The organism is Acidimicrobiales bacterium (assembly GCA_035547835.1).
Taxonomy (GTDB): domain Bacteria; phylum Actinomycetota; class Acidimicrobiia; order Acidimicrobiales; family Iamiaceae; genus DASZTW01.
Map to the genome: position 1 here is coordinate 269,494 of DASZTW010000007.1, position 23,813 is coordinate 293,306.

Annotated in this window: 22 protein-coding genes; all 22 read left to right on the forward strand. The window is 67.8% G+C overall.

The window, feature by feature from the left end; translation table 11 throughout:
- The first annotated feature begins 25 nt into the window (after positions 1–25).
- Positions 26–973, forward strand: coding sequence for a WYL domain-containing protein (locus VHA73_08275; GenBank protein ID HVX18016.1), 948 nt, complete (start codon positions 26–28; stop codon positions 971–973).
- Positions 970–1,941 carry a WYL domain-containing protein gene (locus tag VHA73_08280; protein HVX18017.1) on the forward strand — a complete coding sequence of 324 codons (972 nt, stop codon included), beginning with the start codon at positions 970–972 and terminating at the stop codon, positions 1,939–1,941. The genes VHA73_08275 and VHA73_08280 overlap by 4 nt, the downstream gene beginning before the upstream one ends.
- Positions 1,934–2,617 carry a signal peptidase I gene (lepB, locus tag VHA73_08285; GenBank protein HVX18018.1) on the forward strand — a complete coding sequence of 228 codons (684 nt, stop codon included), beginning with the start codon at positions 1,934–1,936 and terminating at the stop codon, positions 2,615–2,617. The genes VHA73_08280 and lepB overlap by 8 nt, the downstream gene beginning before the upstream one ends.
- A 123-nt stretch (positions 2,618–2,740) precedes the next feature.
- Positions 2,741–2,938, forward strand: coding sequence for a hypothetical protein (locus VHA73_08290; GenBank protein HVX18019.1), 198 nt, complete (start codon positions 2,741–2,743; stop codon positions 2,936–2,938).
- Between the two features lie 9 nt (positions 2,939–2,947).
- A complete protein-coding gene (locus VHA73_08295; protein HVX18020.1) occupies positions 2,948–3,427 on the forward strand; it encodes a twin-arginine translocase TatA/TatE family subunit in 480 nt (159 codons plus the stop codon).
- A 24-nt stretch (positions 3,428–3,451) separates the two neighbouring features.
- The gene (gene tatC / locus VHA73_08300) at positions 3,452–4,267 is read left to right on the forward strand and encodes a twin-arginine translocase subunit TatC (GenBank protein HVX18021.1); all 816 of its coding nucleotides are present in this window, start codon (positions 3,452–3,454) and stop codon (positions 4,265–4,267) included.
- Positions 4,267–6,930, forward strand: coding sequence for a DEAD/DEAH box helicase (locus VHA73_08305; protein HVX18022.1), 2,664 nt, complete (start codon positions 4,267–4,269; stop codon positions 6,928–6,930). The genes tatC and VHA73_08305 overlap by 1 nt, the downstream gene beginning before the upstream one ends.
- On the forward strand, positions 6,927–7,541 hold the full coding sequence (locus tag VHA73_08310; GenBank protein HVX18023.1) for a hypothetical protein: 615 nt from the start codon (positions 6,927–6,929) through the stop codon (positions 7,539–7,541). The genes VHA73_08305 and VHA73_08310 overlap by 4 nt, the downstream gene beginning before the upstream one ends.
- Before the next feature lie 40 nt (positions 7,542–7,581).
- A complete protein-coding gene (locus VHA73_08315) occupies positions 7,582–8,577 on the forward strand; it encodes a zinc-binding dehydrogenase (GenBank protein ID HVX18024.1) in 996 nt (331 codons plus the stop codon).
- Entirely contained in the window at positions 8,574–9,761 is a 1,188-nt protein-coding gene (locus VHA73_08320) for a M20 family metallopeptidase (protein ID HVX18025.1), read from the forward strand. The genes VHA73_08315 and VHA73_08320 overlap by 4 nt, the downstream gene beginning before the upstream one ends.
- A 70-nt stretch (positions 9,762–9,831) precedes the next feature.
- Positions 9,832–11,436, forward strand: coding sequence for an FAD-dependent thymidylate synthase (locus VHA73_08325; GenBank protein HVX18026.1), 1,605 nt, complete (start codon positions 9,832–9,834; stop codon positions 11,434–11,436).
- A gap of 231 nt (positions 11,437–11,667) precedes the next feature.
- Positions 11,668–12,528, forward strand: a complete 861-nt coding sequence (locus tag VHA73_08330) for a LysM peptidoglycan-binding domain-containing protein (GenBank protein ID HVX18027.1) — start codon at positions 11,668–11,670, stop codon at positions 12,526–12,528.
- Positions 12,529–12,808: 280 nt separating this feature from the next.
- Positions 12,809–13,687 (forward strand): ABC transporter ATP-binding protein, encoded by an 879-nt coding sequence (locus tag VHA73_08335; GenBank protein HVX18028.1) that lies wholly within the window; start codon positions 12,809–12,811, stop codon positions 13,685–13,687.
- A gap of 2 nt (positions 13,688–13,689) precedes the next feature.
- Entirely contained in the window at positions 13,690–14,481 is a 792-nt protein-coding gene (locus tag VHA73_08340) for an ABC transporter permease (GenBank protein ID HVX18029.1), read from the forward strand.
- 1 nt (position 14,482) lies between these two features.
- Positions 14,483–15,424 (forward strand): ABC transporter permease, encoded by a 942-nt coding sequence (locus VHA73_08345; protein HVX18030.1) that lies wholly within the window; start codon positions 14,483–14,485, stop codon positions 15,422–15,424.
- The gene (locus VHA73_08350; protein HVX18031.1) at positions 15,421–16,710 is read left to right on the forward strand and encodes an MlaD family protein; all 1,290 of its coding nucleotides are present in this window, start codon (positions 15,421–15,423) and stop codon (positions 16,708–16,710) included. The genes VHA73_08345 and VHA73_08350 overlap by 4 nt, the downstream gene beginning before the upstream one ends.
- On the forward strand, positions 16,707–17,885 hold the full coding sequence (locus tag VHA73_08355) for an MlaD family protein (protein HVX18032.1): 1,179 nt from the start codon (positions 16,707–16,709) through the stop codon (positions 17,883–17,885). The genes VHA73_08350 and VHA73_08355 overlap by 4 nt, the downstream gene beginning before the upstream one ends.
- Positions 17,882–19,051: an MCE family protein gene (locus tag VHA73_08360; protein ID HVX18033.1), complete on the forward strand. Its 1,170-nt coding sequence runs from the start codon at positions 17,882–17,884 to the stop codon at positions 19,049–19,051. Before VHA73_08355 ends, VHA73_08360 begins: the two co-directional genes overlap by 4 nt.
- A complete protein-coding gene (locus tag VHA73_08365; GenBank protein HVX18034.1) occupies positions 19,048–20,604 on the forward strand; it encodes an MlaD family protein in 1,557 nt (518 codons plus the stop codon). Before VHA73_08360 ends, VHA73_08365 begins: the two co-directional genes overlap by 4 nt.
- Positions 20,604–21,653 carry an MlaD family protein gene (locus tag VHA73_08370; protein ID HVX18035.1) on the forward strand — a complete coding sequence of 350 codons (1,050 nt, stop codon included), beginning with the start codon at positions 20,604–20,606 and terminating at the stop codon, positions 21,651–21,653. Before VHA73_08365 ends, VHA73_08370 begins: the two co-directional genes overlap by 1 nt.
- On the forward strand, positions 21,650–23,005 hold the full coding sequence (locus VHA73_08375) for an MlaD family protein (protein HVX18036.1): 1,356 nt from the start codon (positions 21,650–21,652) through the stop codon (positions 23,003–23,005). The genes VHA73_08370 and VHA73_08375 overlap by 4 nt, the downstream gene beginning before the upstream one ends.
- Before the next feature lie 6 nt (positions 23,006–23,011).
- On the forward strand, positions 23,012–23,794 hold the full coding sequence (locus VHA73_08380; protein ID HVX18037.1) for a hypothetical protein: 783 nt from the start codon (positions 23,012–23,014) through the stop codon (positions 23,792–23,794).
- The last annotated feature ends 19 nt before the right edge of the window (positions 23,795–23,813 follow it).

Below are 23,813 nucleotides of genomic sequence, written 5' to 3' on the forward strand. Positions count from 1 at the left end.
TGGCCGGCTGACGGCGGAGGAAGCGATGGCTGAGCGGGTCGACAAGTTCGAGCGGTTGATGAACCTCACCGCGATCTTGCTCGACGCCGAGCATCCACTGACCTGGACCGACCTGCGCCACCGCCTCGAGGGCTATCCCGACGACGCGGCCAGCGCGCGCCGCCAATTCGAGCGCGACAAGGACGACTTGCGGGAGCTCGGCGTGCCGCTGCGGATCGAGTCCGTCGCGGTCGGTCGGCGCACCATCGACGGCTACCGGATCCTCAAGGATGAGTACTACCTGCCCGACCCGGGCCTGACCCGCGAGGAGCTCGCCGCGCTCCACTTGGCGACGTCGCTCGTTCGCCTCGAAGGGCTCCGTGGCCTCGAAGCGCTGTGGAAGTTGGGGGGCACCGTGGCCGAGGACGGCACCGGCGACGCCACCGCGGCGGTCCAGCCGCTGGTTGCCGACCCCGCCGTCGTGACGTTGTTCGGTGCCATTCGAGCTCGTCAAGCGGTGGCGTTCCGCTACCACGACACCGATCGCGAAGTGGAGCCGCATCGGTTGGTCAACGACAGCGGTCGTTGGTACGTCACGGGCTTCGACCGCTCCCGCGACGCCGACCGGGTCTTCCGTCTCGACCGGGTCGAAGGCGAGGCCCGCCTCGTGGGGGAGCCCGGCGCGTTCGAGCGACCCGCCGATGGTGGGGTGGCGCCGGCGCTCGAACCGTGGCTGGTGGGAGAGGGGTCCGCGATGGAAGCGCGCTTCGCGGTCGACGCCGCCGAGGCGCCGCTTGCCGTCCAACAGCTCGGTCCCGAAGCGGTCGAGACCACACGGCCGGACGGCTCGGTGGTGTTGCGGATGGAAGTGCGCAACCCCGACGGGTTTCGTTCGTTCGTGCTGGGCTTCCTCGAACACGCCGAAGTGCTGTCGCCCCCGGAGCTGCGCGCGGCGGTTGCCGATTGGCTGCGCGAGATCGAAGCCGGCCCATGACACGGCCAACGGCATCGGACCGACTCGCACGCATCCTCACCGTCCTTCCGTGGATCGCGGCGAATGACGGCCCTCTGATCGACGACGTGGCCGCTCGTTTCGGACTCGAGCGCGCCGGCCTTCTGCAAGACCTCAACGTCGCTTCGTTCGTGGGTCTCCCGCCCTATTCGCCGGACGAGCTGATCGAGGTGATCTTCGACGACGAGCGCGTGTGGGTCACGTACCCCCGAATGTTCGACCGACCCTTGCGGTTGACCAACCCCGAAGGGCTGGCGGTGGTGGCGGCTGGCGCCGCAGCGCGCTCGCTCCCCGGGGCCGACCCCGATGGCCCGCTGGCGACCGGCCTCGCCAAAGTCGCGACGGTCCTCGGGCTCGACCCGCAGGATCTCGACGTCGACCTCGGCGACGCGCCCACGGAGGCGTTCGACGCGGTGCAACGGGCCATCAGCGAGCAGCACCCGCTCGAGATCGAGTACTTCTCCTTCGGGCGCGACGAACGCACGACGCGGGTCGTCGAGCCGTGGCGCATGTGGTCCGACGAAGGGAACTGGTACGTGTCGGGCCACTGCCGCCTCGCCAACGGCGAGCGGGTGTTCCGGCTGGACCGGATCAGCAGCAGCCGAGTGCTCGACGAGGACTTCGAGATCCCGGCCGAGTTCGCCCCGGGGGTGGTGTTCAACCCCAGCCCCGACATGCCCCGCGTCACGCTCGATCTGTCGCCGCAGGTGCGGTGGGTGGTGGAGAACTACCCAGCCGATGCGTTCGAGGAGCGGCCCGACGGCTCGCTCCGGGTGGTGCTGGCGGTGACGGCACGACCCTGGCTCGAGCGCCTCCTGCTGACGCTCGGGCCGGACGCCACGGTGGTCGACATCGACGACCGTCTCGGCAGCCCGCACGTCGCCGCGGAGGCGGCCGCGCGGGTACTTCGCCGCTATGACGACGCGATAGCGTCCTCCGATCGTGACTGACTTCGCGGGCACCGACCAACCCCACGAGCCCGGCCAGGACCCCGACGCTCCGGCGGACGGAGCCGGCAGCACGTCCGGCGGCACGCCGCAGAAGCACCGGATGAGCCGAACCCAGCGAGCCATCGCCGAGTGGGGGATCGTCGTGGTCGGCGCCGTGATCGTGGTCGTGGTGGTCCGGGCCTTCTTGTTCCAGGCGTACTACATCCCGTCTGGGTCGATGGAGCCGACCCTCAAGATCAACGACCGCGTGCTGGTCAACAAGCTCAGCTACAAGGCGCACGGCGTGCACCACGGCGACATCGTCGTGTTCGACCGGCCCACCTGCAAAGGCGCGGACGTGCCGGAGTGGGCGAGTTGCACGGAGTCCGACAAGATCAAGGACCTCATCAAACGGGTCATCGCGCTGCCCGGCGACACCATTGCGTTCCGCGATGGTGCGGTCTATGTCAACGGGAAGCGCCTCAAGGAGTCCTACACGCACGGCAAGCCGAGCCTGGTGCTGTCGTGCGCCGCGTTCCCGGCCACGTACCAGATCCCCAAGGGTGATGTCTTCGTCATGGGCGACAACCGCACGAACTCCACTGACAGCCGCTGCTTCGGACCGATTCACAAGAGCAGCATCGTGGGGCGTGCCTTCATCAAGGTGTGGCCGATCAGCCGGGTCGGCTTCTTGTGATCGCTGCGACCAGCCGGTCGACGTGGTCGCTGGACACCCTGTCGAGCAGTCGGCCGAGGGTCGAGGTCCGCTGAAAGTCCCAGGCGGGCACTCGACGGCGACGCGGGCCCTGAGGTGACCGAGATGGCTCTGTGGTGGTGGATCCCGACCATCGTGGTGGTGCTGGCGGCCGGGGTCGGCTGGTGGGCGGCGCGGCGCTTCGACCGCCACGAGTCGGCGGTCGGGGAGGCGGTGGCGCGGGTGGCGCGGCGACGCCAGGCGCTCGACCGAGTCGACCAGGCGCTGCGCGCGTCGGCCAGGCGGCTCGACGACCGCCAGTAGGCTGCCATCGTGGGTTTCAACCTGGGTCCCGAGAAGATCCTCGTGGTCCTCGTGTTCGCGCTGGTGCTGCTCGGGCCTGACAAGCTACCGGAAGTGGCCCGCAAGCTGGGCGAGTGGCTCGGCACCGCGCGCCGGATGTCGGGTGGGTTCCAGAGCGAGCTCCGCCAAGTGCTCGACGAGCCCATGAAGACCTTCCAGCGGGAGCTGTCGTTGGGGGAGCAAGCGGCGTCGTCTCCATCCGTGCCGCCGTCCTCGCCAGCCGCGTCGGAGAACGGAGCCGTCGAGTCGCCGACCGATGAGGTCGCGCCCGACGCGCCCGTCGCCACGGACGAACTGGGGGGCGTCGCACCCGAGCTCAACGAAGCACCGCCCCAGCCGCGACCCGCCGGCACACCGAACTCCGACCGTGGACCTTCCGCGGCTGGCCCGCTCCCGCCATGGGTGTTCCCGTCCGCGACCAGCGAGGCCGACCGGCCTGGCTTCCACTGACATCGCGCGCTCGCCTTGCCATCGATGAGCTCCGTCATTCCGCAGTGGGCCCGCCGTCGCGCCCCCGACGCTGAGCCGTCGACGCCGGCCGGTGAGATGACCTTGCGAGAGCATCTGGTCGAACTGCGCGGCCGCCTCCTCAAGGCCTTCGTCGCCGTGGCCATCGGCGTGGTGGCCGGCTGGTTCCTGTTCGACCCGGTGATCCACTGGCTGATCCACCCGCTGCGCGAACTGTGCCACGGGAACGACTGCAAGAACTCGATCACCGGCGGCAAGCTGCTGTTCACCGACCCTCTCGAAGGCCTTCTGCTCCGGGTTCGGGTGTCCAGCTACCTCGGCTTGCTGGTGGCGATGCCCGTCATCTTGTGGCAGCTCTGGCGTTTCGTGGCCCCCGGGCTCTACAAGAACGAGAAGCGCTACGCGCTGGTCTTCGTCGGCGCAGGCTCGGTGCTGTTCGCCGGCGGCGCGATCGTGGCGTACTACACCCTCCCCGTCGCCTTGCAGTGGCTCGGGAACGTGGCCGGGAGCGGGTTCGTCACCGGTTACAGCGCTTCGAAGTACCTACGCCTGATCCTGTACATGATGTTGATCTACGGGGCCGCGTTTCAGTTCCCGATCATCTTGATCACGGCCCAGGGGGTCGGCCTGGTCCGTCCGCAGACCTTGTTCCGCCAATGGCGGTATGGCTTGGTGGTCATTGCGATCCTGGCGGCATTGATCACGCCGAGCTCTGATCCGTTCTCGATGTTCTTCCTCGCCGTCCCGCTGTGGGTCTTCTACTTCGGGTCGGCCGCGATCGGGCTGTTGGTGCAACGCCGTCAGGCGAGAGCCGGCCGGTGATGGCACCGGTCAACCGCTTCCGTCACGACTTCGCACTCGACCCCTTCCAGGAGACGGCGTTCGCGGCGATCGACGCCGGGCGCTCGGTGCTGGTCGCCGCACCCACCGGTGCGGGCAAGACGGTGGTGGCCGAGCACGCCATCGACGTCGCCCTGAACGCGGGCGGAAAGGTCTTCTACACCACGCCGATCAAAGCCCTGTCGAACCAGAAGTTCGCGGACTTGCGCGCGGTACTCGGCGCGGACCGTGTCGGTCTGCTCACCGGTGACAACGCCATTCGGGGCGACGCGGACGTAGTGGTCATGACCACTGAGGTCCTGCGCAACATGATCTACGCCGGGTCATCGAACCTCGACGGCCTCGAGTTCGTGGTGCTCGACGAGGTCCACTACCTGCAGGACGCCTACCGCGGCCCGGTGTGGGAGGAAGTCATCATCCACGCACCACCGTCGATCCGGTTGGTCTGCCTTTCCGCCACGATCTCCAACGCCGACCGTCTGGCCGCGTGGATCGAGACGGTGCGGGGCCCGACCGACGTGGTCACCGAGTGGCGGCGACCGGTCGCCCTGTACAACCACTACTTGGTGGCCGACCGGCTCGCCGACTCTCTGCAACAAGTGCCGACCCTGGTCGACGGCCGGCCGAACCCGCACGGCACCGAGTACGACTCCGACCGCCTGCGAGGCCCACGTGGCACGCGCGGTCGGCCCCGGCATCGCTTCCGCACGCCCCGCCGCCTCGAAGTGGTGGAACACCTCGACGACCGCGACCTCTTGCCGGCGATCTACTTCGTGTTCAGCCGTAACGGTTGCGACGAGGCCGCCCGCTCGGTGGTCGACGCGGGCGTGCGACTGACTTCCCCCGACGAGCGGCGACGCATCCGGGCGCTGGTCGAGTCCGCCACCGCCCACCTGTCGGATCACGACCTCGACGTACTTGGCTACGACCGTTGGCTGCACGGTCTCGAACAGGGCATCGCCGCTCACCACGCGGGCATGGTGCCGGCCTTCAAGGAAGCGGTCGAGAGCTGCTTCGTGCAAGGTCTGGCGAAAGCGGTGTTCGCCACCGAGACCCTCGCGCTCGGCATCAACATGCCGGCCCGCTCCGTGGTGATCGAGGCGCTCACCAAGTTCACTGGTGAGACCCACGAGTTCCTCACCCCAGCGGAGTACACGCAGCTCACCGGCCGTGCCGGGCGGCGTGGGATCGACGACGTGGGTCACGCGCTCGTGCTGTGGTCACCGTTCGTCGGCTTCGGCCAGGTCGCCGCGCTCGCGTCGAGTCGTGAGTTCGAGCTGCGATCGGCGTTCCGTCCCACCTACAACATGGCCGCCAACCTCGTACGTCGCTACGACCGTGGCGAAGCCCACCGTCTGGTGAACTCGTCGTTCGCGCAGTTCCAAGCCGACACAACGGTGGTGCAGCTCGAAGCCCGACGCGCGGATCTCACCCGCTTGCTCGCCCGGGCCGATGCCGAGGCCCAATGCGATCGAGGCGACGTCGAGGAGTACCGACGCCTGGTTGTGGAGGCCGCGGGAGACCACCGTGGCGCGACCCCGGCCCACATCGTCGACGCGATCGCGCGGATGAAGCCCGGCGACGTCTTTCGCGCTGCAGCGCCGCACGGACGCCTCGCCGTGCTGAGCGTGGGCTTTCGATCGGGCGGCGCGGTCAAGCTGCGCGCGGTCACCACCCAGGGACGCGTGCGCAACTTGACCGCCGACGACTTCGATCGGCTGCCCGATGTGATCGGGGAGATCACCCTGCCCACCCCTTACCGGCCGCACAGCGCCAGCTTCTGCCGGGAGGCTGCCGATGAACTGCGCCGCGCCCGGGTGCGCTCGGGCCGGCGGGGCGGTCCGCGTCCGTACGGCGGGAAGGGCCGTGGCGCCCATCATCGACGCAGCCACGAAGACCAGCTGGACCATCCGGTGGCCCGTTGCCCCGACCGCGGCCGGCACCTCCGAGCGTTGGAGCGCGGCGATCGGCTCCGGCGCGAGCTGGCCGACCTCGACCGGCGCGTGGGCGGACACCACCAGTCGCTGTCAGCTCGCTTCGACCGGGTTCTCGAGATCATGGTGGCGCGGGGGTTCGCCGAGGGGTGGCAGCTCACGGAGCGGGGCGAGCTGCTGCGTCGCTTGTACCACGAGTCGGATCTGCTGGTCTGCGAGGTCCTCACCGACGGCATGCTCGATGGTCTCGATGCCGACGACCTCGCCGGCCTCGCTTCATGCCTCACTTATGAGCACCGATCGCGGGTGCCGCCCGCGCCGCCCCGCTTTCCGAACGCACGCTTGCGTGACCGCTACGGCGAGATCGAAGCGCGGGCCAAGGCGCTGGTCGCTGAGGAGCTCACGCGCGACCTCCCCGCCACCCGACCACCGGATGCCACTCTGGTCGCCGCCACCCGCGCCTGGGCGAAGGGCGCACCGCTCGAACAGGTCCTCGAGCACGACGAGCTGTCGCCCGGTGACTTCGTCCGCAACATGAAGCAGCTGATCGACTTGCTCCGCCAAGTCGGCGAGGTCGCACCCGACGCCTCCACCCGCGACGCAGCCCGGGAAGCCAGCCGCCGCCTGTTCCGCGGGGTCGTGGCTGCCGCCGTCGCGCTCCCCGGCGGCGCGCACGACGATGAGCCCGATGCCGGGAGCGAGCCCGAATGACGATTCGCAGAGGCGAGCCGTGGGGGAGCGCGGTCGCCGAGGTGCCAGCCGAGGCCGTGGTGGTCACCGACGATCGGTCCGCCCGGCTGGCCGTCGAGGACGCGCTGTTGCGCGGCACGCCGCCGCCGCCCCTGGCGCTCCGTGCGGGCGATCTCGCCCGCACGATGGGTGCGCCCATGCCGAGTCACGCGCGACCCGACGGCGTGGTCATGCGCCTGCCACTGGATGCGGTGAAAGCGACGATCGACGGGCAAGAGCGCGTGTTCGTCGCCCACTTCGTGGCTCGGCGAGGTTGGTGGCGCGGTCCGGTGGTCGCGGCGATGAACGCCGAGTGGTTGGGGCGTTGGGACGTCGCGCCCCGATCGCACCCCGACGACGGCCTCGTCGACGTGCTCGAGGCGAACCTCCACCTGAACGACCGCCTCAAGGCGCGCTCCCGTCTGCCGACCGGCACGCACCTGCCGCACCCCTCCATCACGGTGCGCCGAATGGCGAGCGTCGACCTCGACTTCGCTCGCCCCCTCGACATCTGGCTCGACGGCGAGCGGCTCGGGCGCGCCACAGCTGCCTCCTTGACCGTCCTGCCCGACGCGCTGGTCGGCTACCTCTGAGCGCGGGCGGGTCGTCTGCCCTCCGCTACCGTCCGTTGCCATGGACGCGTGGATCCTGGACGAGTCGCCCGGCACATACCGCCGCGGCTCTATCGAACTGCCCGGGCCCGCAACGGGGGAAGTGCAGGTCCGACCCGTCACGTCGGCGCTCAACCACATGGACTTGTGGGTGATGTCCGGCCAGCCGCGGCCGCACTTGCCGCACGTCCCCGGGTGCGACGTGGCCGGTGTCGTCGAAGCCGTAGGTCCGGGGGTCGACGGCATCGCCATCGGCGACGAGGTGGTGATCAACCCGGCCGTGTCGTCGGTGGCCGACATCGTGGCGTACGGCAACGACGCACCGCTCGGGCGCAGCTTGCAGATCCTGGGCGAACAACGGTGGGGTGGCCACGCCGAGGGCGTCGTGGTCCCGGCGCGCAACATCGTGGCCAAGCCCGCCATGGTCGGTTGGGAGGAAGCTGCGGCCTACCCGCTGTGCCACCTCACGGCCTGGCGGATGTTGCGTCGGGCGCGACTGCGCGCCGGCGAGACCCTGCTGGTCGTCGGCATCGGCGGGGGTGTGGCGTCGGCCGCGCTGGCGCTCGGCGCGCATCTCGGTGCCCGGGTGTTCGTGACCTCGACGTCCGACACGAAGCTCACACGGGCCACGGACCTCGGAGCCGAAGGCGGCTTCCGGTCCGACGCCGACTGGCCCGTGCGAGCCGACGTCGTGGTCGAGAGCGTCGGGCCGGCCACGTGGGATCGTTCGGTCAAAGCGCTGAAGCCCGGCGGGCGGATGGTGGTCTGCGGCGGCACGTCGGGCCAGGACGTCACCCTCTCGTTGCCTCGCCTGTTCTTCAAGCAGTTCGAGATCATCGGGTCCACCATGGGCAGCTACGAGGAGTTCGCCCAGGTGACCGCCATGGTCGAACAGGGCCTTGCCGTGGTGGTCGACGAGGTGCTCGGCATCGACGAGTATCCCGCCGCCCTCGAACGGCTCCGGGCCGGACAGCAACTCGGCAAGATCGTGCTGCGCCACAGCGAGAGCGTGTCGTGACCGGCATCGACATCGAGCAGCTCAAGCACCGGGTGTGCGCCGCGGTCGACGAGCGAGCCGAGAAGTTGCGCGCCGCAGCCCGGGAGCTGCACGCGCATCCTGAGCTCGGTTTCGACGAGCACCACGCACACGACGTCTTGACTGATCTGCTCGAGGGGGACGGGCTCGAAGTGGATCGCGGTGCGTTCGGCCTGCCCACCGCGTTCCGCTCCCGGGCTGGCGAGACGGGCCCTTCGGTCGCCGTGCTGTGCGAGTACGACGCCCTCCCTGGCATCGGTCACGCGTGCGGCCACAATGTGATCGGGACCGCGGGAGTGGGGGCGGGACTGGCTGCCGCCGCGGTGGCGTCCCGCGCGGGCGGGCGGGTCGTGATCCTCGGCACTCCGGCGGAGGAGGGAGGCGGGGGCAAGCAGCTGATGGTCGACAAGGGCGCCCTCGAGGGGGTCGACGCCGCGATGATGATCCACCCGGCGGATGCCGACCTGACGCGCATGGACACCATCGCCGTCCACCAGCTCGAGGTCACGTACCACGGCCGGGCGTCGCACGCGGCAGCGGCACCGCACCTGGGACGCAACGCACTCGACGCAGCAGTGCTCGGCTACCTGAACGTCGCCGCGCTCCGCCAGCACATCGAGCCGGGCGAGCGGGTCCACGGGATCTTCACCGAGGCCGGCACCGCAGCGAACGTCGTGCCGGAGCGTGCCGCCGCCCACTGGTTCGTGCGCTCGCCGCTGGTCGCCACACTTCACCCCTTGAAGGAGCGGGTGCTTGCCTGCCTGCAGGCCGGCGCCGACGCGGCCGGCTGCACGATGGAACACAGGTGGATCTATCCGCCGTACGACGACATGGTCGACAACCCGCCGATGGTCGACTGCTACGTCGCCAACGCAGCACGTCTGGGCCGGACCGTGGTCGATCCCTCCGGGGCCGCCCGGGTGGTCGGCAGCACCGACATGGGCAACGTCAGTCATCTGGTGCCGTCGATCCACCCGATGATCGGCGTTGCGCCGTCGGGTGTGTCGATCCACACCGAGGAGTTCGCCACCTGGACTGGGTCTGAGCGGGCCGACGCGGCCGTGCTCGACGGCGCCAAAGCCATGGCGATGACCATCGTCGACTTGTGGTGCCGGCCCGACGTCCTCGCCGCGGCACGCTCCTCGTTCGGCGATTCCGTCAACTGACGGAACTCGGCCAATCAGACCGGGGCCGGATCCGCGGGCTGGTGAGGGGCAGATCGTAAAGTCGGCCGCCGTGGCTGTCTACGTCGCCGAGGAGTACACCGCAGAAGAAGCCGAAGTCCTCCGGCGGTACTTCACGAACCTCGACGGCCCGGTGTTCGCGCTCGTGAACCTCCCCGAAGTCGTGAAGGGCGCGCTCTTCGCCCGGTACGCCCGCTCACCGAAGAGCCTCCGTCGCCTCTTCCTCGATGAGTTCGTAGGCGACCTCGACATCAGCGGCGACCAGGGAGTCGATGCCACTGTCGGGCTGCGACGGGCCGAAGAGCTGTACGACCGTGTGTTCCTCGAGTACGGCGACGACTCGGTGGCGCAGCTCGGCGGCGTGCATCTCGCCTGTGAGCAGGCATCGAACTTGCTCACGAAGGTGCTGGAGTGGGGGCGGCTCATGTCGTACCTCGAGCAGTCCACTCGCTACATCGCTTACGACGCCCGCCTCGGTGGCCGGTACCGCTTCTATCGAGACCCGGCTGTGCTGGCCTCACCGCTCGGCACCCGCTACGTGGGCGACATGGATCGCATGTTCGACACGTACGCGCAGCTCCTCGCACCGATGCAGGAGTTCTTCCGAGCGGAGTTCCCCAAAGAACCCGGGGAGTCCGACTTCGTGCATCGCCAGGCGATCCGGGCGAAGGCGTTCGACTCCTTGAGGGGATTGTTGCCCGGGGCATCGCTGTCGAACGTCGGGATCTACGGCACGGGTCAGGCGTACGAGCAGCTGCTGCTCCGGATGAGGGCGCACCCGCTCCCTGAGGCCCGGCGCTACTGCGAGCTCATGCTGATCGAGCTCCGCAAGGTGATCCCGTCGTTCCTGAAGCGAGTCGACCTGCCCGAACGTGGCGGTCGGTGGAGCGAGTACTTGCACGACACACGTCAAGCCACCGAGGACGTCGTGGCGGCGATGTTTCCCGATGAAGGCACCCCAGGCGAGCAGGGTGTGCGCCTCGTCGACTTCGACCCCGACGGCGAAGTGAAGCTGGTGGCGGCGATCGCGTTCGCGTCGTCGCATCTGTCGCAGGCCGATCTGGAAGCACGCGCCCACCGCCTCACCATCGACGAGCGGCGCGCCGTGATCGAGGCATACGTGGGGGAGCGGGTCAACCGGCGCCACAAGCCCGGCCGGGCACTCGAACGCCTGCACTACCGCTTCGACGTGGTGGCTGACTATGGAGCCTTCCGCGACCTGCAACGGCACCGGATGCTCACGTTGGAGTGGCAGCGTCTCAGCCCGCGACACGGCTTCGAGCGACCCGATGCCATCGACGCCGCCGGCCATCGGGCACCCTTTGACCAGTCGATGGAGCGAGGCGCCGCGCTGTATGAGGCCCTGCACGTGTCGTTCCCGGAGGAAGCGGCCTACGCGCTGCCACTCGCCTACCGAGTGCGTTTCGTGCTGGATCTCAACGCCCGCGCCGCGCTGCACCTGATCGAGCTGCGTTCCGGCGCTGAGGGCCACCCCAGCTACCGAGCCGTCGCGCAGGACATGTGGCGCTTGATCCGGGACCAGGCAGGCCACCATGCGGTGGCCGCGGCCATGCAACAGGTCGACCTGCGCGCAACTCCGGTGCTCGAACGCCTGGCCCCGGAGCGCCGCGGTGCGGCGCGCGGGAAGGGAACCTGAGGCGGGGATCTTGCATGAACCTCTAGTAGAGATTACAATGATGTAATTCTCCACTAGAGATGGAGTATCAGTGATGCTGAGGTGGAGATCGAGAAATCTTCGCCTCGCGCTTGCGCGTACCCGGATCGAGGCTCTACGGTCTGGCGTCCTGGCGGGCGGAGAACCCGGGAGGTTCTTCGCGTGTCGCTGTCAACGTCTACTTCACCTCGATACAAACGCGCCGGGCGGCGTATGGCGGTGGCACTGGTCGTGGTCACGACCGTGCTCGCCGTGCTGGCCCCCGCAGGTGTGGCGGCAGCAGACGCAAGCCGCTACCTCGTGCGCCGCGGCGACACCCTGAGCGACGTCGCCGCTCGCTTCGGGACCTCGGTGCGTGCACTGGCCACGGCCAACGGCATCTCCGACGTCGACCGCATTTATGCCGGGACGTACCTCACCATCCCGAGCGGGTCCGGCAGCGCGGGAGGGGGTGGCGGCAGCTACCTGGTGGCACCGGGCGACAACCTGTCGACGATCGCCCACCGCTTCGGGGTGTCGGTCTCGGCCCTCGCCGCCGCCAACGGGATCCACAACCCCGATGTCGTGTACGCCGGCAAGCGCCTCACCATCCCGGGCCAGAGCGTGAGCTCGGCGGGAACGGGCGTGCCGATCTCTTACACCGTCGGCAGCGGCTTGCCGTCCCGTCTGCGCAACGACCCTGCCCGGTATGCGCAGTACCACCCGATCTTCCAGAAGTGGGCCTCGTACTACGGCGTGCCACTCGACTTGATCGAGGGCCTGTGCTGGCTCGAGTCGGGCTGGCAGCCGGCGGTCGTGTCGAGCACCGGAGCGATCGGTATCTGCCAGTTCATGCCGAACACGACGGCGTTTGTCTCCGCCATGATCGGCCTGCCGATGAACCCCTGGAGCCCCAACGACAACATCCGCATGTCGGCCAAGTACCTGCACTATCTCCTGGGGCGGGCAGGCGGCGACGTACGGACCGCGGTCGCGTCCTACTACCAGGGCTTCGACTCGGTCACGAGCCGGGGGATGTACAACGACACGGTGGCTTACGTCGAGGGTGTGCTCGCCTTCCGTCAGCGCTTCTGAGCCACGTGGCGCGCCCGCGGGCGGAGACTGCGGGTCATCGGGGGTCGGGTCATCCGGCCCCCGATGCCAGTTTTGAGCCCCGCGCCAGCGCGGGGGTGGGCCCACGGCCTCGCCGCAGTGGAAGGTTCGCCGGGCCACACGGCGAATGCTCATGGGTGCGGTGCGACATTGCTACGGTTCCGGGGCGGCGAATCCGTTGCAACCGGAACAAGTCGGGCACAGGTCAGGTAGGGGACCCGGGTCTCCGCTCCCAATCGTGCCCGCGGGGGTGAACCCGAACGTGAGCGACACCACAACCGACGCAATCATCTCGCTCCGAGGGGTCACCAAGTCCTTCGGTTCGCACACGGTGCTCCAGGACATCAGCTTCGACATCCCTCGCGGCAAGATCAGCGCCATCATGGGCCCGTCCGGCACGGGCAAGTCGGTCCTCCTCAAGAACATCATCGGGCTGCTGCGTCCCGATCGGGGTGAGATCTGGGTCGACGGCGAAGAGACCGTCCGCATGCGGGAGAAGGACATGTACCGCGTGCGCCGCAAGTTCGGGGTGCTCTTCCAGGACGGCGCCCTGTTCGGATCCCTCAACCTCTACGACAACATTGCGTTCCCGCTGCGCGAGCACACGAAGAAGAGCGAGAAGGACATCCGCGAAGTGGTGATGGAGAAGGCCAGCCTCGTCGGCCTGCTCGATCACATGAAGAAGCTGCCCGGCGAGATCTCCGGCGGCATGCGCAAGCGCGCGGGGCTGGCGAGGGCCCTCGTGCTCGACCCCGAGATCGTGTTCTTCGACGAGCCCGACTCCGGGCTGGACCCGGTGCGTGTGTCCTACCTCGACGAGCTCACGCGGCTGCTCCAAGAAGAGGTCAACGCGACCTTCTTCATCATCACCCACAACATCCCGTCGGTGATGCGGACCGCCGACTACATCGGTGTGCTCTTCCGGTCGGGCCTCGTGCGCTTCGCCACCAAGGACGAGATGGTGGCGAGCGACGACCCCATCATCCGACAGTTCCTCGCGGGTCGAGCGGCAGGACCGATCGGTATGGATGAGCTCGCGACCGACGAGACGGATGTCGAGCGGGAGCTGGTGGCCCGGTCGCTGGCCCGTGCGGAGGAGGTCCGCAAGGAGTCAGAGGCTCGGGGCATCATGACGGTGTAGCCGTGGCAGTTGCGATCCCTGGCGTCTCCAGGGTCAAGAACCTGCTCCGGGAAACCGGGACGATGGGCGGGATCGGCCTGGAGGCCGTCCGCCAGACGATCTCACGACCCTGGCCGGTGGCCGAGTTCCTCGACCAATGCTGGTTCATCGCGAAGGTCACCACGCTGCCGGTGATCTTGATCTCCATCCCCTTCGGCATGGTGATCTCCCTCGAGGTCGGCGACCTCCTCAATCAACTCGGCGCCAGCGCGCACCTGGGCTCGGCCATGGTCCTGGCGTGCGTTCGTGAGCAGGCCCCGATCGCGACGGCCCTGCTCATCGCCGGCGCCGGTGGTTCCGCCATGACGGCCGACCTCGGCGCGCGCAAGATCCGTGACGAGATCGACGCGATGCGCGTGATGGCCGTCAACCCGATCCAGCGTCTGGTGATGCCCCGCATCTGGGCCGCTGTGGTCATCGCCGTGCTGCTCGACGCCGTCACCACGGCGGCAGGTCTGGCTGGCGGCTGGTTCTTCGGCGTGAACATCATCGGCGTCACCTCCTCGAGCTTCTTCGCCTCCTTCAACGAGCTGTCGCAGCTCGCGGACCTGTGGATGGCGCTGATCAAAGCCGCCATCTTCGGCTTCATCGCGGGCGTGGTGGCCTGTTACAAGGGGCTGACCTGCAAGGGCGGTCCCAAGGGTGTCGGCGACGCGGTGAACCAGGCCGTGGTCGTCACGTTCGTGCTGCTGTTCTTCGTGAACTTCGTGCTCACGGCCATCTACTTCAACTTCGTCCCGCAGAAGCTGGCCTGACGTGGCGCTGACGACCGAAGAACCGCTCCTGCCACCGGAGCCGCCCCGCGCGGCCTTCCGGGAGGCGGAGTCGAAGGTCGTCGGTCGTGTCGCCCGGCCCGTCGAGCGAGCGGCCGGCCCGCTGGCACAGGTCTACGACCACTTCGTGTTCTACGGCCGGATCCTCAAGTCGCTGCCCCGGGGACTGCGATATCGCAAGGAGATCGTCAACCTCATCGCCGACATGACCATCGGGGCGGGTGCCTTGATCGTCGGCGGCGGCATGTTCTTCGTGATCGTCTTCATGGCGTTCTTCACGGGCACCGAAGTCGGCCTCCAGGGCTTCGCCGCACTCCAACAGATCGGCGCCGAGGCCTACACCGGCATCATCTCAGCCGTCGCCAACACCCGGGAGATCACGCCCCTGATCGCGGGCGTGGCGCTGGCGGCGCAGGTGGGCGCAGGGTTCACCGCCCAGCTCGGTGCCATGCGGATCTCCGACGAGATCGACGCGCTCGAGGTCATGAGCGTCGACAGCTTCGTGTACCTGGTGACCACCCGCGTGTGGGCGTCGATCATCACGATGATCCCGCTGTACCTGGCTGCGCTGTTCTCCAGCTACCTCGCCACCAAGCTGATCGTCACCAAAGTGGTGTTCCACCTGTCAGCGGGCCAGTACAACCACTACTTCCGCTACTTCTTGCCGGCCCAGGACATCTTCTACTCGTTCCTCAAAGCGATGTTGTTCGCCGTGGCGGTGACGCTGATCCACTGCTACTACGGCTACTACGCGAACGGCGGACCGGCTGCGGTGGGTCAGGCCGCCGGCCGCGCGATCCGCTTGTCGATCATCGTCGTAACGCTGTTGAACCTGCTCTTGTCGATCGTGTTCTGGGGCAACACCGAGACGGCGCGCATCGTGGGTTGGATGCCGGCGTTCCGAGTCTTCGGGATCCACACATGAGGGGCGGCAGCGACCTTCGCAAGGCGTATCGCGTGATCGCCGCACTGGCCGTGACGGTGCTGGTCGTGGCCGGTGTGACTGTCGCGCTGCGCGGCGTCTACGGCTACTTCAGCGACGACATGATCGTGTCGGGCACCTTTCCCCGCGCCAGCCAGGCGCTGAAGAAGGGGAGCGACGTCAAGTACCTCGGCGTCACGGTCGGCAAGGTCAAGAGCATCAAGCTCCTCGACGACCACCGCGTGCAGATCAAGCTCGCGATCGGCAAGAACCGCAAGATCCCCTCGAACGTGAAGGCGGTCATCGCGCCGAACACCTTCTTCGGCGACAAGTTCGTCGACCTCCAGGCCCAAGACGGGCGCCATGATCAGCCCTGGCTCGGCAACGGATCGCACTTGGCGGCCACCAGCTCCGGCGAAGAGGTCGAGCAGCTCATCGGGACGGCCAACACGCTGCTGAGCGGCATCAACACCGACGACCTCAAGACGCTGATCAACGAGCTCGCCCGGTTCAACCGCGGCGAGGGCGACAAGATCGCCCAGAACCTCGAAGTCGGCGTGCAGGCCGCCAACTCGTTCGGTCAGACGATCGACGCGCAGCTCCAGGCGCTCGACGCGTTCGCCCGGTTCCAGTCGTCGATCAAGAACCTCGGCCCGGCACTCAACACGATCAGCAACGACCTCAACGTCGCCCTGCCCACCTTCAACGATGCGCGGGCCCAGTTCGAAAAGGCCCTCACCACCTTCCGGCCGTTCGCCAACGACCTGGCCAGCCTCATCTCGGTGAACCGTCCCGACCTCGACCGCATCTTGGCCAATGGCGACAACATCTCGCGGGTCGTCCTCGCGCAGCACGACCAGATCGGCCAGACGATCTACGGGCTGTCGCGCTACTTGTACAAGTTCGGCAGTGGCGCCAGCGAGGACACCCTCCCGGACGGCACGAAGTTCGCCTACTTCAAGCAGATCGCCGACTTCAAGGACATCGCCACGCTGCTGTGCGGCGTGATCGGCCCGCCCGAGGCGCCGATCGAAGCGCTCCAGAACCAGCTCCTCGGACTGCTGGCCACCGCGTCGGGCGGCAAGATCGACTGCAGCGCGTACGCCAACCCGACGACCGTCGCCCCTGCGGTGTCGGCGCCGGCCGCTACGGCATCGCCCTCCACGTCGTTGCAGGCGACGGCACCGAACTTCCAAGACAAGGTGTACGGCGCGATCGGCACACCCGATCAAAGCAAGCCGGCACCGTTGTCGAGCTTCATCTCGCGCCTGCTCGGCGGTGGCTCGTGAGGATCCTGAGCCGCATCCGCAAGGCCTTGGTGGGTCACACCGGCCGCATCGGCCTGCGGCTGGTCGTCTACGCCATGGCCTGCCTGGCAGTGCTCCTCTATCTGATCTCGCTGATCGGCAACATCCACTTCCTCGAAAAGACGCACTCGTACAAGGCCCAGCTCTCTGATGTCACGGGATTGCTCGACAACGACTCCGTGAAGATCGCCGGTGTCGAGGTGGGCAAGGTCACCAGCATCAAGCTCGACCACGGCCACGCGGTGGTCACGTTCCAGGTGAAGTCCAACGTGAAGCTGCGCAAAGGCACGCAAGTCGCCGTGCGCTGGCGCAACCTGCTCGGCCAGAAGTACCTCTACTTGTACCCACCGACCTCCGGTCCCGCCTTGAAAGGCGGTAGCACGCTGTCGTCGTGCCGCAATGCCCACTCGGGTGGCCGCTGCACCAACGAAGTGAGCTCGGCCGAGATCGGCCAGTTCCTGAACACCGTCGGACCCGTCCTGCAGGCCATCGACCCGGAGAAGGCCAACCAGTTCGTCGACGCGCTCAACCAGGCCCTCGACGGCAACGACGTGCGGGTGCGCGACCTGCTCACCAACGCCTCGAAGATCGCCAACACCGTGGGTGGTCTCGACACCGACGTCGGCACGGTGATCGACAACTTGCACACGGTGGTGGGTTCGCTGGCGTCACGGAACCAGGACCTGGTGGCCACCATCGAGAACTTGCGCAACCTCAGCGGCACGCTTGCCGACAACAGCAACACGATCACCTCGCTGCTCGATGACTTCACCACCTTGAACCAGCAGGTCCAGTCGCTGCTGAACAAGAACGAGGGCGATTTCACGCAGGCGATCACGAACCTGCAGACCATCGTGAACACCCTTGCGAAGCACCACTCCGACCTCGATGCCGGCCTGTCGACGCTGCCGCAAGGCGCGCTCGGCTACTTCCGGATCTCCCGCAGCGGGCAGTGGTTCCAAGTTCGATCCATCGTGACGTGCATCGCGGGTGACAGCCCGAAGGGAGCGCTCGTCAGCGCGCCGTGCACGATGGCCGACCTGCTGTCATCGGCGCTGCCCAGCAGCTCAGCCGGCGCGGCGGCGAAGTCGAGCGGGTCGAGCGACTCCATCGGTCTCGGCCAGGTGGTCGGCGCCGTCGCGGGAGGAGCCCGGTGAAGGCGTTCACCGAGCGGAACCCGTACATCATCGGCGGCCTCGTGGTGCTGTTCATCGTGGTCGGCACGGGTGCGGCGCTGCTGCTGAACGGCGGCTTCTTCAAGTCGCAGTACACGGTCTACGGCGACTTCTCCGACGCAGCCGGGATCCAGCCGAACAACCGTGTGAAGGTGTCGGGGATCGATGTCGGCACCGTCGCGTCGGTGAAGGCCCACGGCTCGAAAGTGCGCATCAAGCTGAAGGTCGACAACGGCACCGAGCTGCCGGTCGACACCCGCGCCGCGATCCAAGTCGACACCCTGCTCGGCTCGAAGTCCGTGACGTTGGTGACCGGCAACGATTGGAGCCACCTGCTGAAGTCGGGTGCGGTCATCACCAAGACGGAGACGCCCATCGACCTGCTCGACCTGCAGGACATCAGCACACCGCTGCTCGAAAAGAGCGATGCCAAGGGCCTCAACCAGCTCATGGCCAACTTGACGGCGGTCTCGCAGGGCAAGCACGACGAGGTCGCGCAGCTGCTCGACGGCCTCGACCGCCTTACCACGGTGGTGAACTCCCGCCAGGGTGAGGCCCGCCAGCTCATCGACTCGGCCCGCACGCTCACCTCCACGCTCGCCGACCGGGACCAGGATCTCGTCGGTGCCGTGCAGCAACTCGACAGGGTGGCGACGCTGCTCGTCGAGCGCCGCGACGAGCTCGCCACCTTGCTGGCGAGCACCGCCGACACCACGCAGCGGCTCACCAAGCTGGTCAAGGAGAACCGCCCTGACCTCGACAACGTGCTCGACGAGCTGCACAACGACCTGGTGATCTTGAGCCGCCATCAGGGCGACCTGGCCGAGTCGGTGTCGTTCCTCTCGGACGCGATCAAGGGCTTCGCGTCGGTCGGCTACTCGGGCGCCGACGACTACTCGAACCATTGGGCCAACATCTACGCGCAGCTCCTCGGCCCTGCCGACCCTGACGCGCTGTACGGGGCGTGCGGCCTGATCGACCGCGCCCTCGACTTGGCCGTCGGCAACGACCCGCTGCCGTGCAACCAGCGGACCGGGCCCGTGCCCGGCGGCGTGCAGTCCAATGCCACCGGCGGCGCCGCCAGCGCAAAGATCAACGGCTCCGCCGTTCCCTTGTCCGCTGCTTACGCCCCGATGCTCACGCCATGACCGCTTCTGTGACGCGCTCCCACCATCGGGGCACTCGTGCACGGCGACACCGCGGCGCGACGCGGCTCGCCATCGCGCTGTTCGTCGTCGTCGTGGCCGCGTTGGTGCCGGCCTGTTCGCTGAGCTCGCCGCCGAAGGGCTACGACGTCACTGCCACGTTCTCGCGGGCCATCGGCCTGTACCCGAACTCCACCGTCCGGGTCCAAGGCATTTCCGTCGGGCAGGTCACCAAGATCCGCAACGTCGGCGACCAGGTCGTGGTGACGTTGCGCGTCAAGTCCGGCACCAAGGTGCCGGCCGACGCGACGGCCGCCCTGGTGCCCGCCTCGCTGCTCGGTGAGCGCTACGTCCAGCTGGCCCCCGTCTACACCGGAGGCCCGGCGCTGCAAGCAGGCGATGAGATCCGCCACACGAAGGTCCCCGCCGAGTTCGACGAGCTGTTGCGGAGCTTGCAGGACTTCACGGGTTCCATCGACCCGAAGACCGCCTCGAACTTGGTCACCAGCCTGTCGAGCCTGCTCGCGGGCCAGGGTGAGTCGCTGAACCGGCTGATCGACAGCGGCGCCGGCACCTTGCAGCTGTTGGCCGACAAGAGCGGTGAGCTGGGCGACATCCTCGATTCGCTCAGCACGCTGACCACCGCGCTCCAGGGGCACACAGGTGAGATCCAGAAGCTGATCAGTGACTACAACCTGCTGGCCGGTGTGCTGTCCGACAACCAGGGCAACTTGAACACGACGATCACCAACACCGATGCGCTGGCTTCGGAGGTCACCGACCTGCTCCAGCAGCACGCCGCGAAGCTGCCGTTCGATGTCGAGCAGCTCACCCACGTGACCCGCACCGTCGACCGGAACTTCGACTCGCTCCAAGTCCTGTTCAGCTCGACCGTTCGCCTGTTCGACGCGGCTGGCCGCGCATACGACTCGCAGCACAACGCGCTGACGCTCAACACCCAGGTCAGCGCCGGCTACACCAGCGAAATCATCGCCTACCGCCTTCGCGACCGGATCTCTGGGCTGTGCCGCCGGTTGCAGATCGCGACCTGCTCCGACCCCGCCACGTCACCGTTCAACTCGATCATCAGCCAGATCCCGGGCCTCCTCGGCAAGCTGCCCGGCGTCAACGGCACCCAGCCGGCGAGCACGACGGCTGCGGCGACCACGTCGACCCCGGCTGCCTCCACCACCTCGCCCGCGAGAGCAAGCGCGTCGGCCACCTCGGGCCTGGACCTGTCGTCGCTCGGCCTCAACGCCGATCAGCGCGACGCCTTGTCGCACCTGACCAACGACGTCATGCCAGTGATCAGCTCGCTGAGCTCCGACCAGCTCCAGGCGCTGATGACCCTCACGCCAGAGCAGATCCTGGCGCTCGGCAAGCTTCCGGTCGCGCAGATCCCTGACAAGTTGAACCAGATCCGCGCCGGCTCGCTGGCGCCCGACGCGCTGCTGCGCACCGCGCGCCCGCTGCTCACCGGTACCAGCTCGAACTTGGCGCTGGAAGGCCTGACCGACTCCCTCGTCAACGCCCTCGGCACGCTGGGGGGCTCGTGATGCGCCGACCCGACCTGCACCGCCTGCGGCGGTTGCGCCCGCTGGCGACCCTCGTGGTCCTCTTGCTCGCGTGCGTCGGGCTGACCGCGTGCTGGCCGATGGGTGGTCCGGCCACCGTGAAGGTGTACGCGACGATCGGCGACGATCCGAGCGGCGGCAACGGTGGGGTGGGTGACATGGCGAGCGGAGCGCCGGTCGAGATCTCCGACATCCCTATCGGCAACGTCACCAGGATCTCGCTCGACAAGACCCAGACCAAGGCCCGCCTCACGTTGTCGGTCAAGAAGTCGGCGAAGGTGCCTGCTGACGTGAGCGTCCGCATCCGCCGCTCCACTCCACTGGGCGAGAAGTTCGTGGAGCTGGTGCCGGCCAACGGCGCCGGCTCAGAGCTGTTGCACGACGGGCAGGAGCTCTCGGGTGTCGCCGTCCCCGACGTCGAGGAGCTGGTCTCCTCGGGGACCGACCTGTTCGCCGCCCTGTCCGCTGACCAGATCGCCGTCCTCATCGACGAGGGCGCCAAGGCGTTCGGTGGGCGCGGACCGCAGCTCCGCCAGATCCTCGACGACTTCGACACCGTGGCCAAGGGCTACGTGACGCGCACAGGCACGATCACCAACCTCGTTCACGACGTCAAGACGTTGACGGACTCGCTCGCGCCCAACTCCGCGGCCAATGCCCAGCTGTTGACCAACCTCGCACAGACCACCCAGATCCTGTCGGACCAGTCGAACCACTTCCTCGATCTGCTGTCATCGCTCAACAACTTGGCCCGCCAGAGCACCAGCCTCATCCGCGACAACTTCGATCGGATCGTCCTCCAGACGCACACCTTGCGGGTGCTCACCGACGAGGTCGCCAAGCAACAAGACGCCCTCGGCAACATCTTGAAGTACCTGCCCGCCCACAACCAGACGCTGATCAAGGGCGTCGACGGCCAGGACTTCGCGCAGACCATGAACGACTTCGTGATCTGCGGCCTTCCCGGCGGCGGCGAAGATCCCAACGATCCCGTGAACAGCTGCGGGCCATATCAGGGAGCCACCAAGTGATCTCCCGTCGCATCGCCATCAACTTGGCCGCGTTCTTGATCGTCGCGGTCCTCTTGGTCCTGTACGGGATCGTCGACCTCTTCGGCAACCCGCTCGAGCACCACCGCAAGGCGGTCGCCACGTTCCCGTCGGCCGGCGGCCTGCACCCCCACTTCCTCGTCAGCCTGCAGGGTGTGCCGGTGGGGGAGATCACGTCGATCAAGCTCGGCGAGAACGGCGTGAAGGTCTCGATGTCCTTCGACAAGGGCACCCACGTGCCGGCCGACGTCGTGGCACGGGTGATCCGCTCGAGCCCCGTGGGTGAGCAGCGCATCGACCTCACCACGACCGATGGCGGCAGAGGCGAACTGCCCAACGGCGCCGACATCCCCATTGCCAAGACCGACGCCGTCCCGCCCGATGTCGGTCAGGTGCTCGACGACGTGCGTGGGCTGCTCGACAACCTCCCGACCGGCGACCTGAACCAGCTGATCCACGAGACCGCGGTGGGATTGAGCGGCCGAGCCGACGATCTCAAGTCGATCGTCGACTCGTTGACGACGCTCTCCCACGCGTACCTGCAACATCAAGATTCGTTCCGTCAGCTCCTGGCCACCTCGCCCACCTTGTTGAACGGGCTGGCCGACAGCGGCGCGCAGCTCCAGTCGGGACTCGAGCGCACCCACGCCCTCACCCAGCTGCTCGCCAACCGTCGCTACGACTTGGTCAAGCTGTTCGACGACCTCACGAGCCTCGGCACCGTCGGCGACAGCGTGATCCAGGCAAACCGCACCAACCTCACCTGCATCCTCTCCGACGTCGCCGACCTCAGCCAGTTCCTGCAGGGCAGCACGCTGGCCAACCTGTCGACGGGGCTGCGGCTGAACCTCCAGTTCTTCGGGTTGGTCGACAAGATCTCCCCGCAGGGCTACGCGAAGGACTTGGGTCTCAACGCGCCGACCCGCGACGACCAGACGTGGCTGCGGGTCCGGACCTTGATCCCACCTGCGCAACCACCGGCGGCGTCGTACTCGACGAAGTTGCCGGTGTCGCCGATCAAGATGGGGGCGGCGTGCCGCAACGTGTACGGCAACGGCGCTCCGGCCGTGAGCCAAGCCGGCTTCAAGCCCCTGTACGGCGCGCAGGTGATCCAGCCCACCGAAGCCGACGCGGAAGCGCCCAAGGCAGCTCTCACGGGCCCGGCTGGGGCGAGCAGCGCCACCCCGGCGGCGCTGGCTTCGATCCAGACCGGTGCGCCGGCGCCCCGTGCCACGAGCGGTGGCGCGGATCTTGCGCTGCTCCTGCTCGGTATCGTCACCATCGGCCTGTTGGTGATCGCGGTGCCGTACTTCCGCTATCGCTGGAGAGACTGAGGGTTCATGGCACCTGACGACGAGGAGACCCCGGACGACGTGAAGGTCGTCGGGGGAGCTGGGCCTCGGCAACGGCGGCGTTCCGACGACTTGTCCTCGATCCGGTCCCGATCCCGCAGCGAGGAGCGCCGAGGCACCGACGTTTCGGCCGCGGGCTCGTCACCCGCTCCACCCCGGCCGCCGGGCAGCGCCGAGGTCGCTGCGGTGGTCGACCGACGGTCCTACAACTTGCTTGTCGGCATCACCGCGCTGCTCGCCGTGATCGCCATGGTGTTCGCCCTGGCTTGGGGTTTCGGGTGGGGCCACTCCCGTACCCGCAAAGTCGTCCTGTCGGCAGGGTCGAAGGACGTGAAGGAGATGTCGGCCGTCGCCCGATCCTTCGCCTCCAATTTCACGAACTACGACCCAGAGAGCATCGACCGCATCTTCAACCAGATCAACGATCTCGCCACCGGTCAGTTCGCGCAGGACTGGCCGACCAAGGACATGCCCAAGTCCGCACGCGATTCGCTTCGGTCGGGCCGTGCGCAGATCCGGGGCGAGATCAAAGACCTGTTCGTGCAGAACTTCAACAGCTCGAGCGGCGAAGTCTTCTCGGTCGTCGACGTCACGTACACCAACAACAGCAACCCCCAGCCCATCCCGGACACCTTGCGCTTCGACATCCACCTCGTGAAGGTGAACGGCGACTGGAAGATCAACAGCGTCGAGTTGCTGAACAGCCCAGGGGCCGATTCCGCTGCGGGCCTCGTGCCTGGCGAGTCGACCAGCACGACCACAGCTGGCTGATCTGCCACCCCGGCCGTGA

Coding starts and splice junctions, on each gene's coding strand:
- VHA73_08370 (HVX18035.1), top strand. CDS start 20,604: ATGCGCCGACCCGACCTGCACCGCCTGCGGCGGTTGCGCCCGCTGGCG.
- VHA73_08365 (HVX18034.1), top strand. CDS start 19,048: ATGACCGCTTCTGTGACGCGCTCCCACCATCGGGGCACTCGTGCACGG.
- VHA73_08315 (HVX18024.1), top strand. CDS start 7,582: ATGGACGCGTGGATCCTGGACGAGTCGCCCGGCACATACCGCCGCGGC.
- VHA73_08305 (HVX18022.1), top strand. CDS start 4,267: ATGGCACCGGTCAACCGCTTCCGTCACGACTTCGCACTCGACCCCTTC.
- VHA73_08290 (HVX18019.1), top strand. CDS start 2,741: ATGGCTCTGTGGTGGTGGATCCCGACCATCGTGGTGGTGCTGGCGGCC.
- tatC (HVX18021.1), top strand. CDS start 3,452: ATGAGCTCCGTCATTCCGCAGTGGGCCCGCCGTCGCGCCCCCGACGCT.
- VHA73_08380 (HVX18037.1), top strand. CDS start 23,012: ATGGCACCTGACGACGAGGAGACCCCGGACGACGTGAAGGTCGTCGGG.
- VHA73_08280 (HVX18017.1), top strand. CDS start 970: ATGACACGGCCAACGGCATCGGACCGACTCGCACGCATCCTCACCGTC.
- VHA73_08330 (HVX18027.1), top strand. CDS start 11,668: ATGGCGGTGGCACTGGTCGTGGTCACGACCGTGCTCGCCGTGCTGGCC.
- VHA73_08275 (HVX18016.1), top strand. CDS start 26: ATGGCTGAGCGGGTCGACAAGTTCGAGCGGTTGATGAACCTCACCGCG.
- VHA73_08310 (HVX18023.1), top strand. CDS start 6,927: ATGACGATTCGCAGAGGCGAGCCGTGGGGGAGCGCGGTCGCCGAGGTG.
- VHA73_08350 (HVX18031.1), top strand. CDS start 15,421: ATGAGGGGCGGCAGCGACCTTCGCAAGGCGTATCGCGTGATCGCCGCA.